At 66.7% G+C, this 14,444-nt stretch carries 10 protein-coding genes and 1 pseudogene; 7 read left to right on the plus strand and 4 right to left on the minus strand.

All coding sequences use genetic code 11. From position 1 onward, the window contains the following. Positions 1-133: 133 nt before the first annotated feature. The 3 genes from ASD15_RS32235 to ASD15_RS32895 all read right to left on the minus strand — a co-directional run bounded on the left by ASD15_RS32235 (position 134) and on the right by ASD15_RS32895 (position 2,049). Entirely contained in the window at positions 134-745 is a 612-nt protein-coding gene (locus ASD15_RS32235) for a pyridoxamine 5'-phosphate oxidase family protein (protein WP_057154783.1), read from the minus strand. A gap of 3 nt (positions 746-748) precedes the next feature. Next, the gene (locus tag ASD15_RS32240; protein ID WP_157200892.1) at positions 749-1,795 is read right to left on the minus strand and encodes a ribonuclease I; all 1,047 of its coding nucleotides are present in this window, start codon (positions 1,793-1,795) and stop codon (positions 749-751) included. 77 nt (positions 1,796-1,872) lie between these two features. Beyond that, entirely contained in the window at positions 1,873-2,049 is a 177-nt protein-coding gene (locus ASD15_RS32895; RefSeq protein WP_200953953.1) for a hypothetical protein, read from the minus strand. A gap of 172 nt (positions 2,050-2,221) precedes the next feature. Here ASD15_RS32895 and ASD15_RS10405 point away from each other — a divergent pair, with 172 nt between their 5' ends. From ASD15_RS10405 to eno (ASD15_RS10435), 7 genes and pseudogenes are all read left to right on the plus strand, one after another. Next, on the plus strand, positions 2,222-2,725 hold the full coding sequence (locus ASD15_RS10405; protein ID WP_057154784.1) for a (2Fe-2S)-binding protein: 504 nt from the start codon (positions 2,222-2,224) through the stop codon (positions 2,723-2,725). Continuing rightward, a complete protein-coding gene (locus tag ASD15_RS10410; protein ID WP_057154785.1) occupies positions 2,722-3,780 on the plus strand; it encodes a xanthine dehydrogenase family protein subunit M in 1,059 nt (352 codons plus the stop codon). Before ASD15_RS10405 ends, ASD15_RS10410 begins: the two co-directional genes overlap by 4 nt. Continuing rightward, positions 3,777-6,074 carry a xanthine dehydrogenase family protein molybdopterin-binding subunit gene (locus ASD15_RS10415; RefSeq protein ID WP_057154786.1) on the plus strand — a complete coding sequence of 766 codons (2,298 nt, stop codon included), beginning with the start codon at positions 3,777-3,779 and terminating at the stop codon, positions 6,072-6,074. Before ASD15_RS10410 ends, ASD15_RS10415 begins: the two co-directional genes overlap by 4 nt. Positions 6,075-6,309: 235 nt before the next feature. Then, complete coding sequence (gene ppc / locus ASD15_RS10420) at positions 6,310-9,177, plus strand: phosphoenolpyruvate carboxylase (protein WP_057154787.1); 2,868 nt, start codon at positions 6,310-6,312, stop codon at positions 9,175-9,177. Between the two features lie 39 nt (positions 9,178-9,216). After that, complete coding sequence (gene pyk, locus ASD15_RS10425) at positions 9,217-10,695, plus strand: pyruvate kinase (RefSeq protein WP_229418142.1); 1,479 nt, start codon at positions 9,217-9,219, stop codon at positions 10,693-10,695. A 26-nt stretch (positions 10,696-10,721) separates the two neighbouring features. Continuing rightward, a partial coding sequence (gene eno / locus ASD15_RS33800) for a phosphopyruvate hydratase (protein WP_057154923.1) occupies positions 10,722-11,791 on the plus strand: 1,070 nt, incomplete at its 3' end. 1 nt (position 11,792) lies between these two features. Continuing rightward, positions 11,793-12,145: pseudogene (eno, locus tag ASD15_RS10435) on the plus strand (phosphopyruvate hydratase); the annotation flags it as partial. Here eno (ASD15_RS10435) and ASD15_RS10440 read toward each other — a convergent pair. After that, a complete protein-coding gene (locus ASD15_RS10440; RefSeq protein ID WP_157200893.1) occupies positions 12,142-14,346 on the minus strand; it encodes a hypothetical protein in 2,205 nt (734 codons plus the stop codon). The pseudogene eno (ASD15_RS10435) and the gene ASD15_RS10440 sit on opposite strands and share 4 nt — an antisense overlap. Positions 14,347-14,444 lie beyond the last annotated feature (98 nt).

Consider the following 14,444-nt stretch of genomic DNA (forward strand, 5'->3'; position numbering starts at 1 on the left):
TATGCAGACGCCATCAACCTGGGCAACTCGCGCATGCACGAGTACGCGCTGAACGAGTCCCAGTTCCTGACACTGGAAGACGTGGGCCGCCGGGTCAACCTCGGCCTGAGGATGGCGTTCTGAACCAGCGCGCCTAGTACAGCGTGCCGCGCTGGCGCGCAGGGAGGGCCTGGTCGTAGGCTGCGCCGTCGATCTCGCCCTTGGTGAGCGCCGTCAGCATGGCGCCGGCCGACGGCACCGCGCCGGCGGGCTGCCGGCCGGCGGCATCCCACAGCCCGGAGCGCAGGATGGCGCGCGCGCACTGGAAGTACGCCGCGTCCACCTTGATCTCGATCACGCATTTCGGTTCGCGCCCGTCAACCGCGAAACGCTGCAGCAATGCCGGCGCGACCAGTATGCGCGCCGTGCCGTTTACGCGCAGCGTTTCTCCCACCCCCGGTATCAGGAACAGCAGCGCCACGCGCGGATCTTCGATGATGTTGCGCAGGCTGTCGGCGCGGTTGTTGCCGCGCCGTTCGGGCAGCAGCAGGGTGTGCTCGTCCTCGACCGCGACGAAGCCCGGCGCGTCGCCGCGCGGCGAGGCATCCAGGCCATCCGGGCCGCTGGTGGCCAGCATCGCGAACGGCGATGCTTCGATCATCGCGCGATAATGCGGATGGATGAAGGAAATTTCCTTCAGCTTCGACGGCGCCGCGATTTCGCCGAACAGCGACTCAAGCTGCGCCAGGCTGGTGATGGTGTCCATGGCTCAGTTCCTTCCGCTGGCTTCAACCCGGATCTCGCTGCCGCAGCGCGAAGTCTGCGGGCCCTGGCCGGGCGTGGCGCCCACCAGGCCGGCCAACCCCTTGTCCACGCTGAAGTCGAGCGGCAACTGCACGCGGATCTCCTGCAGGTAGCTCTGCCCGGCGCACACCAGCATCACGCGGCTGGCGGCCGCTTCGCCGTACTGGCTGCGCAGCGTGGCGAAGAACTTGTCGGCATTGAAGGAGCCGCCGATGTTCTTCAAGATCTGCTCGCCGATGGCGGAGCTGTTTACCAGCTGCACGGCGGCGACGGCCTTGGTAAAGTAGGCGTCCGGGTCCAGCGCCTGGCAGGTGCCGTGCTTGTTCCACTCGTATTTGCCGAAGCTGTTTTCGTAGTAGAAGTTCGGCATCCATGGTGCCACCAGCGCCACGGTTTCCTTCTTCAGCGCGAAGGGCTTGCCATCGCAATTGCCATAGCTGGTGCCGCAGGCCTTCTTGTTCGGCCACAGGCCGTGCAGGGTCAGGTTGGATACCACCAGGCTGCCCTTGTCCATGGCCGCGCACTCCGGCTTGCCGGAAGTGCGCGGCGTGTGCTCGCAGAAACCGGGTTGCCAGCTCATGGCCAGCAGATAGCTGTCCTGCTGGTTGGCGGTGGAGCACATTTCGCGCTTGCCGCCTGGGCTGTCCTGCGGGCCGTCCTGGCCGCCCCGGGAGGATGGAGCTGGGGATGGGGCTGCCGGAGCCGGCGCATTCGCGCCCAGCGAGGCCGCGCCGCAGTCACGGTCCACCCAGCGCAGCGGCGGCGAGGCGCCGGGCACTTCCACGCGCAGGCGTTCGTAGTTGCCCGGCCGGTTGATCTCGCGCACCTGGTAGCTGGTGCCCGGCTGGAGCTGGACCGCGCCGGGATTGGTGCCTTTGGCGAAGGAAGCGAAAGCGTCGCAAGCCTTGCTGGCGGTGAAGCTGCCGCTGACGGTTTCACTGGCCAGTGCCGGCAACTGGAGTGCCGGCAGCAGGGTAATCAGGCATGCGCCCAGGACTGTGGTTTTTTGCATCGCGCGCTCCGGCGTTAATCTTGGGGCACATGATAAAGCCAGATCGAAGCGTTGCAAAACTTATTTATTTAATACTTCTAAAAGGCTTGCGCCGCCTGGGCGGCGGAGATGCGCCCCTTCACCTCGTTGCGGTACTTGGCCTTGGCGGCGGCTTTTTTCACCGCTTCCATCTCGATATTCGAACGCTTGATGCGCGCCTTTTCTTCCTTGCTGCGTTGCTGAGCTACGTCCTTGTTGCCGATGCGGTTGGTCATGATGCTCTCCTGTGGTTGATTGATCTGGCGTCAGCATGCCGCAGCGCACGCCCGTCATCCGTACGCTGACGCACATCCAACCGCCGTGTGAGCGGACGTTATGTGAGCTGCCGCACGGCTGGCCGCCGATGGCTGGTCTAAGGTTTAGGCTCACTGCCGCCGGAGGAATGCCATGGAAAGCCCTGAACGTTATCCCGTGGTGCTGCATGTCAATGGCAGCACCCACCGCATCGAAGTCGAAGCCTGGGTCACGCTGCTGGACTTGCTGCGCGAGCGGCTGCACCTGACGGGCAGCAAGAAGGGCTGCGACCATGGCCAGTGCGGCGCCTGCACAGTGCTGGTGGAGGGCAGGCGCATCAACGCCTGTCTCACGCTGGCGGTCATGCAGGACGGCCGCAGCGTCACCACCGTCGAAGGGCTGGCGCGGGATGGCGAACTGCACCCGCTGCAGCAGGCTTTCATCCGGCACGATGCCTTCCAGTGCGGCTACTGCACGCCCGGCCAGATCTGTTCGGCGGTCGGCCTGCTGGCCGAAGGCCGGGCGCGCACGGTGGCCGATGTGCGCGAGCTCATGAGCGGCAACATCTGCCGCTGCGGCGCCTACCCGCAGATCGTCGAGGCGGTGCGGCAGGCGGCGCGCATTGCGCCCGATCCGCTGGAAAAGGCGCCGCTATGAGGCCGCTGACCTTCATCCAGCCCCGGGACGTGGCGGCCGCCATCGCGCAGCTGTCCCCCTCGGGCAGTCCGCCGCCGGCCGCCGTGGTGGATGCGGCCGGGCTGGAGGAGCGCCGCTGTATCGCCGGCGGCACCAACCTGATCGACCTGATGAAGGAAAGGGTCATGACCCCGTCCCGGCTGGTGGACATCAATGCGCTGCCGCTGGCGGCCATCGAGGCGGCGCCCGGCGGCGGCCTGCTGCTGGGCGCCCTGGCGCGCAACGCCGACACCGCCTTCCATCCGCTGGTGGAGAACGGCTATCCGCTGCTGGCCGCCGCCATCCTGGCCGGCGCCTCGCCGCAGATCCGCAACATGGCCAGCAACGGCGGCAACCTGCTGCAGCGCACCCGCTGCATCTATTTCTACGACGTGGCCATGCCCTGCAACAAGCGCGCCCCGGGCAGCGGCTGTTCGGCCATCGGCGGCATCACCAGACAGCATGCCATCCTCGGCGCCAGCGAGCACTGCATCGCCACCCATCCGTCGGACATGTGCGTGGCGCTGGCCGCGCTGGAGGCCGTGGTGCACGTGCAGTCCGGGGCCGGCAGCCGCGAGATCGCCTTCGCCGGCTTCCACCGCCTGCCGGGCGCCCAACCGCACCTGGACACCACGCTGGCGCAGGGCGAACTGATTACCCACATCACGCTGCCGCCGGCGCCCCGGTACGCGGCGCACAGCGCCTACCTGAAGCTGCGCGAGCGCAGTTCGTACGCGTTTGCACTGGTGTCGGTGGCTGCCGCGCTCGATATCGGCTTCAGCGGCGCCATACGGGGCGCCCGCATCGCGCTGGGCGGCGTGGCGCACAAGCCCTGGCGCATGCCGGAGGCGGAAGCGGCGCTGGAGGGCAGCCGGCCGGATGCGGCGGCCTTCGGGCGCGCGGCAGATATCTTGCTGGCGGCGGCCGTGGGCCAGGGCGGCAACGACTTCAAGATACCGATGGCGCGCAACGCCATCGTGCGTGCGCTGGAGATGGCCGCCGCCGGCACCATTCAACCCCATGGAGGGCCGCGATGACTGACCTGATCCCCGAGCTGAAGCCTCCGGTCGCCGATGCCGGCACCGGCTGCGTGCGCACCGGCATGGCGCTGCCGCGCATCGACGGCCGCGCCAAGGTCACCGGTGCGGCGCAGTACGCGGCCGAATACCATGCCCCGGACCTGGCGCATGGCGTGGTGGTGGGCAGCACCATCGCCTGCGGCCGCATCGCCAGCCTGGACACGCGCGCGGCGCTGGCCGCCCCCGGCGTGATCGAGGTCATCACCCATCTGAACCGCCCCAGGCTGCGCTCCTTTGACCTGTTCTACAAGGACATGACGGCGCCCGCCGGTTCGCCGTTCCGTCCGTTGTACGACGACCGCATCCATTCCAGCGGCCAGCCGGTGGCGCTGGTGGTGGCGCGGACCTTCGAGGAAGCGCGCTATGCGGCGGGGCTGCTGGACATCGCTTACCAACAGAGGCCGCACCAGACCGGCCTGCGTTCGCACCTGGAGCGCGCCAGGGAGCCGAGCCACATGAAGGCGGGCTACACGCCGCCGCCGGACGAGAAGGGCCACGCGCTGCAGGCCTGGGAGGCGGCGCCGGTGCGCATCGATAGCAGCTTTTACAGCGGCGTGGAGCACCACAACCCGATGGAGCTGTTTTCCTCCACGGTGATCCGGGCCCGGGACGGCCACCTGACCATCCACGACAAGACGCAAAGCTCGCAGAACAGCCGCTGGTACGTGTCGCACGTGTTCGGCCTGGCCAAGGACAAAGTCACCGTGCGCAACACCTACGTGGGCGGCGCCTTCGGCTCCGGCCTGCGCCCGCAGTACCAGCTGCCGTTGGCCGTGATGGCCGCGCTGATGCTGAAACGCTCGGTGCGCGTGACGCTCACGCGCCAGCAGATGTTTACCTTCGGCCACCGGCCGGAGACGGTGCAGCGGCTACGGCTGGCCGCAAGCGAGGACGGCAAGCTGCAGTCCATCATGCACGAGGCGGTGGCGGAAACCTCGCGCAGCGAGGACTATGTGGAAGCGGTGGTCAACTGGTCCGGCCAGCTGTATGCCTGCGACAACATCAGGCTGGACTACCAGCTGGTGGCGCTGGACCAGTTCACGCCGCTTGATATGCGCGCGCCCGGCGCCGCGCATGGCATGCACGCGCTGGAAATCGCCATGGACGAACTGTCCTATGCGCTCAAGATGGACCCGCTGGCGCTGCGCCTGGCGAACTACGCAAGCGTGAACCCCACCGACGGCAAGCCGTATTCGAGCAAGCAGCTGCGCCAGTGCTACCAGCAGGGCGCGCAGCTGTTCGGCTGGGCGCGCCGGCCGCCGGCGCCGCGCGCCATGCGGGTGGGCCGCGAACTGGTGGGATGGGGCATGGCCACCGGCATGTGGGACGCGATGCAGATGTTCGCCCGCGCCAGCGCGGTGCTGCATGCGGACGGCAGGCTGGTGGTCAGCAGTGCCGCCACCGATATCGGCACCGGCACCTACACCGCCATGGCCATGATCGCGGCCGAGGCGCTAGGCCTGCCGCTCGAACGGGTGGTATTCCAGTTGGGCGACTCCACGTTGCCGGTGGCGCCGGTCGAGGGCGGATCGTCGCACGTTGCCACGGTGGGCTCCGCAGTGGCCGGCGTGTGCGAGAAATTGTGCAAAAGCCTGCTCAAACTGGCGCACCGGCTGCCGGACTCGCCATTTTCCGGCAAGCGCATGAAGGACGTGGAATTCGCCGGGGGCGCGCTGCGCCTGCGCGCGCGGCCGGAGGTGTCGGTGGGGCTGGCGGCGCTGCTGGCCACGGCCGGCATGCAGCGCATGGAGGAAAAATACCTGATGCTGCCGGCCATGCTCAAGCAGCGCAAGTACACGCGCGCGGTGCATTCGGCGGTCTTCTGCGAGGTGCGGGTGGACGAGGCGCTGGGCACGGTGCGCGTGACGCGGGTGGTGAGCGCGGTGGCGGCCGGGCGCATCATCAACGCCCGCACGGCGGCCAGCCAGGTGTCGGGCGGGGTGGTGTGGGGCATCAGCCAGGCGCTGCACGAGGAAAGCAGCATGGACCACCGCCACGGACGTTTCATGAATCACAACTTCGCCGAGTACCACGTGGCCGTCAATGCCGACATCCACGACATCCAGGTGGTGTTCGTGGAGGAGGATGACCGCATCGTCAGCCGCATCGGCGCCAAGGGCGTGGGCGAGATCGGCATCGTCGGCGTGGCCGCCGCCGTCAGCAACGCCATCTACCACGCCACCGGCCGCCGCCTGCGCAGCACGCCCATGACGCCGGACAAGGTGCTGCCGGGCGAAACGCCTCCCGCCTGAGCCCCGGCGCCGCCTTCCGCAGGCGGCGCGGCGCGTGCGCCTGCGGTGTGGCGCCATTCCAAATACATATACAAATCGGCAAAGAATTCAGTTGCCGACGCTGGGTTTTTTGTCACATAATGTAGTAAATTTACGATATAGCAGGTATCTGGCACGGTGTATTGTGTCTACGTGTCAGTTTTGCTGTAATTCTGATTCTAAACTGAAAAATTACTACATACTGATGAGGCGGGAGATGGACGGTTCAAATTCGGTGGGGTTCAAGGACGAGTTACTGGGGCGCGACATCCGCCAATTGGGCCGCATGCTGGGCGACACCATCCGTGCGCAGCACGGCGATGAGGCATTCAACCGCATTGAAAACGTGCGGCAACTGGCGATCCGCTTCCGCCGCGAGCAGGACGCGGGCGCCCAGGCGCAGCTGGAAGAGGCGCTGCACGCGCTGTCGCCGGACGAAACCAGCCAGCTGATACGCGCTTTCGGCTACTTCTCGCTGCTGGCCAATATCGCGGAAGACCAGCACCACAGCAGGCGCAGCCGCGCGCACTTGCTGGCCGGTTCGGCGCCGCGCCTGGGCAGCCTGGCCAAGGCGGTACAGAACGTGGTGAGCGCCGGCCGCACGGAAGCCTTCGGCGACTTTTTCGCCGAGGCCCACATCAGCCCCGTGTTTACCGCGCACCCGACCGAGGTGCAGCGCAAGAGCACCCTGAACTGCCAGATGGCCATCGCCCGCGAACTCGATGAACGCGACCGCGTGCAGATGACGCCCGAAGAGCAGGAGCAGAACGACGAAGCGCTGGCGCGCGGCATCCACACGCTGTGGCAAACCCGCCTGCTGCGCACGGCCAAGCTGTCGGTGCTGGACGAGGTGGAGAACGGCCTGTCCTTCTTCGACCGCACCATCCTGAGCGGCCTGCCGCAGCTGTACAGCACCCTGCAGGACATGCTGGCCAAGCTGGATGCGCGCTGGGCCGACGAGGAACTGCCGACCTTCATGAAAGTGGGCAGCTGGATCGGCGGCGACCGCGACGGCAACCCCTTCGTTACCGCCACCGTGCTGCGCGCCACGCTGGCGCGCCAGGCCGACGTGGCGCTGGAACACTACCTGGGCGAGCTGCACAAGCTGGCCTCGCAGCTGTCGCTGGCGCAGACCATGGCGGGCTGCTCGGAGCAGCTGCGCCAGCTGGCCGACGCCTCGCCCGACCATTCGCCGCACCGCGTGGACGAACCGTACCGCCGCGCCATCTACGGCATCCATAACCGCCTGGCCGCCAACCGCGCACTGCTGACCAGCGCCGCTGCAGCCGGCCGCGCCGACGCCGGCGCCGCTGCCAGCGCCGCGGCGGGCGCGCGTGCGGCCGTTGCCACCATCTGGCCGGCCGCGGCGGCGGCCGGCTTCGCGCCGGCCGCTCCCGGCGCGGGAGCCCAGCCTTACGCGTCGGCGCAGGAACTGCTGGCCGACCTGGAAACGGTGCACGAATCGCTGGTGGCGCACGGCTCGGCCGTGCTGGCCCGGGGGCGCCTGCGCCAGCTGCGCCGCGCGGTGAAGGTGTTCGGCTTCTCGCTGGCGCCGATCGACCTGCGCCAGAATTCGGACGTGCACCAGCGCGTGGTGGCCGAAATCCTGGCCAGCGCGCGTCCCGGCGTGGACTACGCGTCGCTGTCCGAATCCGAGCGCTGCAAGCTGCTGCTGGAAGAGCTGCACACCCCGCGCCTGCTGATTTCCCCGTACACCACCTATTCCGAAGAGACCGCCGGCGAACTGGCCATCTTCCGCGCGGTGGGCGATGCGCACCGCGCCTACGGCGCCGAGTCCATCACCAACTACATCATCTCCAAGGCCGACAGTGTGTCCGACCTGCTGGAAGTGGCGCTGCTGCTGAAGGAACACGGCCTGCTGCGCGCCGGCTCCGTCACCGAAGTATCGTCGATGGCGGTCAACATCATCCCGCTGTTCGAAACCATCGGCGACTTGCAGGCCGGTCCGGACATCATGGACCGCGCCTTCCGCCTGCCGCTGTACATGGACCTGCTGCGCTCGCGCGGCAGCCTGCACGAAGTGATGCTGGGCTATTCGGACTCCAACAAGGACGGCGGCTTCCTCACCTCCGGCTGGGAACTGTACAAGGCCGAGATCGAGCTGGTGGAAGTGTTCAAGCGCCACGGCGTCAAGATGCGTTTGTTCCACGGCCGCGGCGGTTCCGTCGGCCGGGGCGGCGGTCCGAGCTACGAAGCCATCCTGGCCCAGCCGCAAGGCGCGGTGCAGGGCCGCATCCGCCTCACCGAGCAGGGCGAAGTCATCACCGCCAAGTACGCCAATCCGGAAGTGGGCCGCCGCAACCTGGAGGTGATGGTGGCCGCCACCATGGAAGCGACCATGCTGCCGCCGCGCGGCATCGAGCCGGACGCCGCCCAGCTGGCCGCCATGCAGGCGCTGTCGGACGAGGCAATGCGCAGCTACCGCTCGCTGGTGTACGAGACTGAAGGCTTCGAGACCTATTTCTGGGAATCGACCGTGATCTCGGAAATCGCCGCGCTGAACATCGGCAGCCGTCCCGCCTCGCGCAAGAAGTCCACCTCGATCGAAGACCTGCGCGCCATTCCGTGGGTGCTGAGCTGGGCCCAGTGCCGCGTGATGCTGCCGGGCTGGTTCGGCTTCGGTTCGGCCGTGCAGCAATTCCTGGCCCGGAACAAGGACGGCCTGGCGCTGCTGCGGCAGATGTACCGCGACTGGCCGTTCTTCAACACGCTACTGTCCAATATGGACATGGTGCTGGCCAAGAGCGACATCGCCATCGCCAGCCGCTACGCCACGCTGGTGAGCGACGCCACGCTGCGCGACACCATCTTCGGCCGCATCCGCGCCGAGCATGAGCGCACCATCGCCGCGCTGAAGGAGATCACCGGCCAGGCCGAGCTGCAGGACGCCAACCCGCTGCTGCAACGCTCGATCCGCAACCGTTTCCCCTACATCGATCCGCTGAACCACTTGCAGGTCGAGCTGCTGCGCCGCTTCCGCGATGGCGATTCGGATGCCGCCACGCGCGAGGGCATCCATTTATCGATCAACGGCATCGCCGCCGGCCTGCGCAACAGCGGCTGACGCTGCGCTTATTTCAACCTACAACACGAAAGAGACAACGTGCCACATACTCCAGCAAGCATCGCCCGCCGCGCCACCAAGATCGTATCGACCATCGGCCCGGCCTCGAACGACATTGAAACCCTGATCCGCATGTTCAAGGCCGGTGTCGATGTCGTGCGCCTGAATTTCTCGCACGGCAAGGCGCAAGACCACGTCGAGCGCGCCCGCATGGTGCGCGAAGCGGCTGCGCACTGCGGCCGCGAAGTGGCCATCATGGCCGACCTGCAGGGTCCGAAGATCCGCGTCGGCAAATTCGAGGAAGGCAAGATCCAGCTGGAGAACGGCGCACGCTTCATCCTGGATGCGAAGTGGGGCGAGAATGGCGAACTGGGCAACCTGGAACGCGTGGGCCTGGATTACAAGGACCTGCCGCGCGACCTGCGTCCGCAGGACGTGCTGCTGCTGAACGACGGCCTGATCGTGCTGGTGGTGGACCGCATCTCCGGCAGCGAAATTTTCACCACCGTGAAAATTGGCGGCGAACTGTCGAACAACAAGGGTATCAACCGCCAGGGCGGCGGCCTGACCGCGCCGGCCCTGACGGCCAAGGACATGGAAGACATCAAGACCGCGATGAGCTTTCAGGCGGACTATATCGCCGTGTCCTTCCCGAAGAACGCCACCGACATGGTGATGGCGCGCCAGCTGGCCAATATCGCCGGCGAGCCTTACCAGCACAAGCCGTTCATGATCGCCAAGATCGAGCGCGCCGAAGCCATTCCGGCACTGCAGGAAATCCTGGACGCGTCCGACGGCATCATGGTGGCGCGCGGCGACCTGGCCGTTGAAGTGGGCAACGCGGCGGTGCCGGCGCTGCAAAAGCGCATGATCAAGATGGCGCGCGCTTCCAACAAGCTGGCCATCACCGCCACGCAGATGATGGAATCGATGATCGTCAACGCCGTGCCGACCCGCGCTGAAGTATCGGACGTGGCCAACGCGGTGCTGGACGGCACCGACGCGGTGATGACCTCGGCCGAAACGGCGTCCGGCAAATACCCCGTCGAGACTGTGGAAGCGATGGCGGCGATCTGCCTGGATGCGGAGAAGTGGAACCCGTCCAACCCGGACGTGGACCTGATCAACACCACCTTCAGCCGCATCGACCAGTCCATTGCCTACGGCGCGCTGTTTACCGCGCACCACTTGCGCGTGAAGGCCATCGCCGCGCTGACCGAATCCGGTTCCACCTGCCTGTGGATGAGCCGTAACAATATCGACATCCCGATCATCGCGCTCACGCCGAGCGTGGCCACGCAGCGCAAGCTGGCGCTGTACCGCAACGTGCAGGCGCTGGAACTGAAACAGACGCGCGAGCGCGAAGTGGTGCTGCGCTCGGTGGAGGAACTGCTGGTGGCGCGCGGCATTGCCGAACGCGGCGACACCGTGGTGCTGACCTGGGGCGAGCCCATGGGCCTGGTCGGCGGCACCAACGCACTGAAGATCATGAAGCTTGGCGCACCTGCGCATAACTGATAACTCGTACCCACCGGAGACCTGGAATGACTGCAATTGTTGACGTTATTGCGCGCGAAATCATCGATTCGCGCGGCAATCCCACCGTTGAATGCGACGTGCTGCTGGAGTCCGGCGTCACCGGCCGCGCAGCCGTGCCGTCGGGCGCCTCGACCGGTTCGCGCGAAGCCATCGAGCTGCGCGACGGCGATCCGAAGCGCTACTTCGGCAAGGGCGTGCTGCAAGCCTGCGAGAATATCAACACCGAAATCGCGGAAGCCATCATCGGCCTGGACGCCAATGAGCAGGCGTTCATCGACCGCACGCTGATCGACCTGGATGGCACCGAGAACAAGTCGCGCCTGGGCGCCAACGCCACGCTGGCTGTGTCCATGGCCGTGGCCAAGGCCGCCGCCGAGGAGTCGGGACTGCCGCTGTACCGCTATTTCGGCGGCTCGGGCGGCATGGAAATGCCGGTGCCGATGATGAACGTGATTAACGGCGGCGCGCACGCCGACAACAACCTGGACATCCAGGAATTCATGATCATCCCGGTCGGTGCGCCTTCCTTCCGCGAAGCGATCCGCTACGGCGCCGAAGTGTTCCACACGCTGAAGAAGATCCTGCACAAGCAGGGCCTGACCACGGCGGTGGGCGACGAGGGTGGCTTCGCGCCGTCGGTCTCGTCGCATGAAGAGGCGATCAAGCTGATCATCCAGGCCATCGAAGAAGCCGGCTACAAGCCGGGCGAGCAGATCGCGCTGGGCCTCGACTGCGCCGCTTCCGAGTTCTACAAGGAGGGCAAGTACCAGCTGGAGGGCGAGGGCCTGAGCCTGAGCGCCGCCGAATTTGCCGGTCTGCTGGCCTCGTGGTGCGACAAGTATCCTATCGTGTCGATCGAGGACGCGATGGCCGAAGGCGACTGGGACGGCTGGGCCACCTTGACCGAAGTGCTGGGCAAGCGCGTGCAGCTGGTGGGCGACGACCTGTTCGTCACCAATACCAAGATCCTGAAGGAAGGCATCCAGAAGGGCATCGCCAACTCGATCCTGATCAAGATCAACCAGATCGGCACCCTGACCGAGACCTTCGCCGCCATCGAAATGGCCAAGCGCGCNGCTGTAGCCGTCGTACTGCTTGGTACAAGATCCTGAAGGAAGGCATCCAGAAGGGCATCGCCAACTCGATCCTGATCAAGATCAACCAGATCGGCACCCTGACCGAGACCTTCGCCGCCATCGAAATGGCCAAGCGCGCCGGCTACACCGCCGTGATTTCGCACCGTTCGGGCGAAACCGAAGACTCGACCATCGCCGACATCGCGGTGGGCACCAACGCGCTGCAGATCAAGACCGGTTCCATGTCCCGCTCGGACCGCATGGCCAAGTACAACCAGCTGCTGCGCATCGAGGAAGACCTGGGCAACACCGCCAGCTATCCTGGCCGCGCGGCGTTCTACAACCTGCGTTAATTCTTGGGCGCTTGCGCCGGTATCGGCGCTGGCGCCTGACTCCCGGCGGCAATATAGCGCCGCATCAGCTGCCATTGCTCGCGGAAGGCCAGGTAGGCCTTCTGCGACGCTTCCGGGCGTTCTCCGCCCAGCTTCCGCTCCATGATGTCCCTGCTACCCGCATTCAGGAACCAGCTCATGGGCGGCTCTTTCTCTCCCGTCACCTTGGGATAGCGCAGTTCGACGACGCGCTGCTCCGCGCAGCCGCCCAGGATGCGGATGGCTTCCGCCTCGGCTGCGTGTGCGCGCGCGTTCCTGCTTTGGTACAAGGCCAGCGGCGGTATCGTCAGTTCCGCCAGCAGCGGCGTTTTCGCTGCGGCGGGGCAGGTGCTGGTGCTGCCCGTGGCCGCGCTGCCGGTCGCCGCACCGGCTTGCGCGGTGGCTTGGGCATTGGCTTTGCTGGCCGCCGCGTCGCTGGCGTCGTGCTTGCAGATGTTCTCCTTGTTGCCTTTGCACAGCCATTCGTGTTCCCACGCCGGATCGTTTTCGATGACGATGACGACCACCCGGTCGTTCGGCCCCAGCAGGTCCTTTTCGGCATGCAGCCGGTTGAGGATGGTGTTGATGGTGGCCACGCCCGAGTTCTCGAAGTAGCCGCCGTCCACCAGGTAGTCCCACTGCGCGCGCGGACTGCGGGTGTACACCAGCCCGCCCGGACTGATATAGGGGAAGCGCGCGCTGTTGTGGACCGCGCCTGCCAGCGTGAGGCGGCTGGTGTCGAGCCGCTTGTCGAGCAGGTCGTAGGCTTCCGGCGGCAGGAAATCCAGGCTGGACTGCACCACGCGCTTGCCGTCGCTGACCGAGGCCGCGTTCAGTATCAGGTGGGGCAGGGCGTCCCGGCCCTGCTTCAGCGCGGGCAGCTTGCGCGTGAACCAGTCCGCAGCCGGGTCGTCAGGCATCAGCCGGCGCCAGTCCTCGGCCCAGCTTTCCTCCAGCCCGCGCGAGCGGTCGCAGCCGGTGCAAGGGAGCGGCGAAAAGCGCGCCAGCGCGTCCGGGTAGAGCATGTAGCCGATGGCTGGCGCCAGGAAGTCCTTGCCGAGGAATTCGAGCAAGGTGCGCGGCAGCGGCGCGCTTTCCTGGCCTGGCCTGCTGGCCAGTGCGCCGGCGAAGGCGGCCAGCCCCAGGCTGCCGCCGGACACGCCGCTCATGGCGTAGATATTGGGCGCGAAGCTGCGCCCGCTGGCGCGCGCGAAATTCTCCAGCTCCCACAGCATGGCGCCGGTCCAGTAGGCCGCGCGCGAAGCGCCGCCGGCGGAGGCCACCAGGTAGATCGGCTGGCCGGGTCGTGCAGCGTCGTGCTTCATCTTCCATTCGCGGAAATCGGCGATCAGCTTGTCCGGCGCGCCATGTTCCGCATCCGGGGCGGGCGCTGCCGACTGCGCCACCAGGTGGTTCTCGTTGCTGAACGAGGCGCCCAGGGCCAGTGCGAACGGCAGCAGCGTGAGCGCCGGCCAGCCCAGGCTTTTGGGCACGTACATCAGCGCGATACTGCCGAACAAGGTCCAGCCGCCCAGCGCGGCCAGCAGCAGGGCGGGCGAGCCGACCGCGCGCGCGGCGTCGGCCTTGCCAATCAGCACGGCTAACAGCAGCAGCCAGGAGGTCGCCACCATGGCCGCCATCATCACCACGGCGAGCGTGCCCAGCTTGTCGAAACGGGGATACGGGCAGTCGGGGCGATGCGCCCAGCCTGCAACGCCGAACAGCTTTTTGCGCACCACCACGAAGGCCAGGAAGAGACAGGACAAGATCGCCATCGGCAGCCAGTACAGCGGCGAATGCTGGCCGCCGAAGGCGAAATACAGTGTCATCGGAATGCAGCTCATCAGGCCTAGCAGGCGCGGCAGCCAGCACACCAGCGCTGTCGCGAAGCGCGGGCTGACGCAGTCGCCGATGTCGTCCAGCGGGAAGCGTTTGCCCAGCATGATGCGCGCGCAATACCAGGCGGTGAACGCCCAATAGGCCAACGCGAGCAGGAAGTACCAGTACCTGGCCTCGGTCCAGAATGCGCCGCTGTCGAAGCTTTGCACGGCCTCCAGCGTTTCGCGCGCCTGGGGCAGCTTCAGCAGGACGAAATTGCCCACGCCGACCGTGATCAAGGGAAAGAAGCACAGGGACAATGCGCGGCGCGCAAACGCTGTGCGGGTGACTTGCGTAGCGGGCATGCCAACCTCCACGAAAGCGTGACTGAAGCAGTGCCGCCTACCTTACCGCATAATCGTCATGCCGAGATACGCGAATTGTCACGCTGCGCGCCGTAGCG

This window comes from Massilia sp. Root351 (assembly GCF_001425045.1).
In the GTDB taxonomy this organism is placed as follows: domain Bacteria; phylum Pseudomonadota; class Gammaproteobacteria; order Burkholderiales; family Burkholderiaceae_D; genus Rugamonas.

Coding starts and splice junctions, on each gene's coding strand:
- ASD15_RS32235 (WP_057154783.1), bottom strand. CDS start 745: ATGGACACCATCACCAGCCTGGCGCAGCTTGAGTCGCTGTTCGGCGAA.
- ASD15_RS10415 (WP_057154786.1), top strand. CDS start 3,777: ATGACTGACCTGATCCCCGAGCTGAAGCCTCCGGTCGCCGATGCCGGC.
- ppc (WP_057154787.1), top strand. CDS start 6,310: ATGGACGGTTCAAATTCGGTGGGGTTCAAGGACGAGTTACTGGGGCGC.
- ASD15_RS32240 (WP_157200892.1), bottom strand. CDS start 1,795: ATGCAAAAAACCACAGTCCTGGGCGCATGCCTGATTACCCTGCTGCCG.
- ASD15_RS10410 (WP_057154785.1), top strand. CDS start 2,722: ATGAGGCCGCTGACCTTCATCCAGCCCCGGGACGTGGCGGCCGCCATC.
- ASD15_RS32895 (WP_200953953.1), bottom strand. CDS start 2,049: ATGACCAACCGCATCGGCAACAAGGACGTAGCTCAGCAACGCAGCAAG.
- ASD15_RS10405 (WP_057154784.1), top strand. CDS start 2,222: ATGGAAAGCCCTGAACGTTATCCCGTGGTGCTGCATGTCAATGGCAGC.
- ASD15_RS10440 (WP_157200893.1), bottom strand. CDS start 14,346: ATGCCCGCTACGCAAGTCACCCGCACAGCGTTTGCGCGCCGCGCATTG.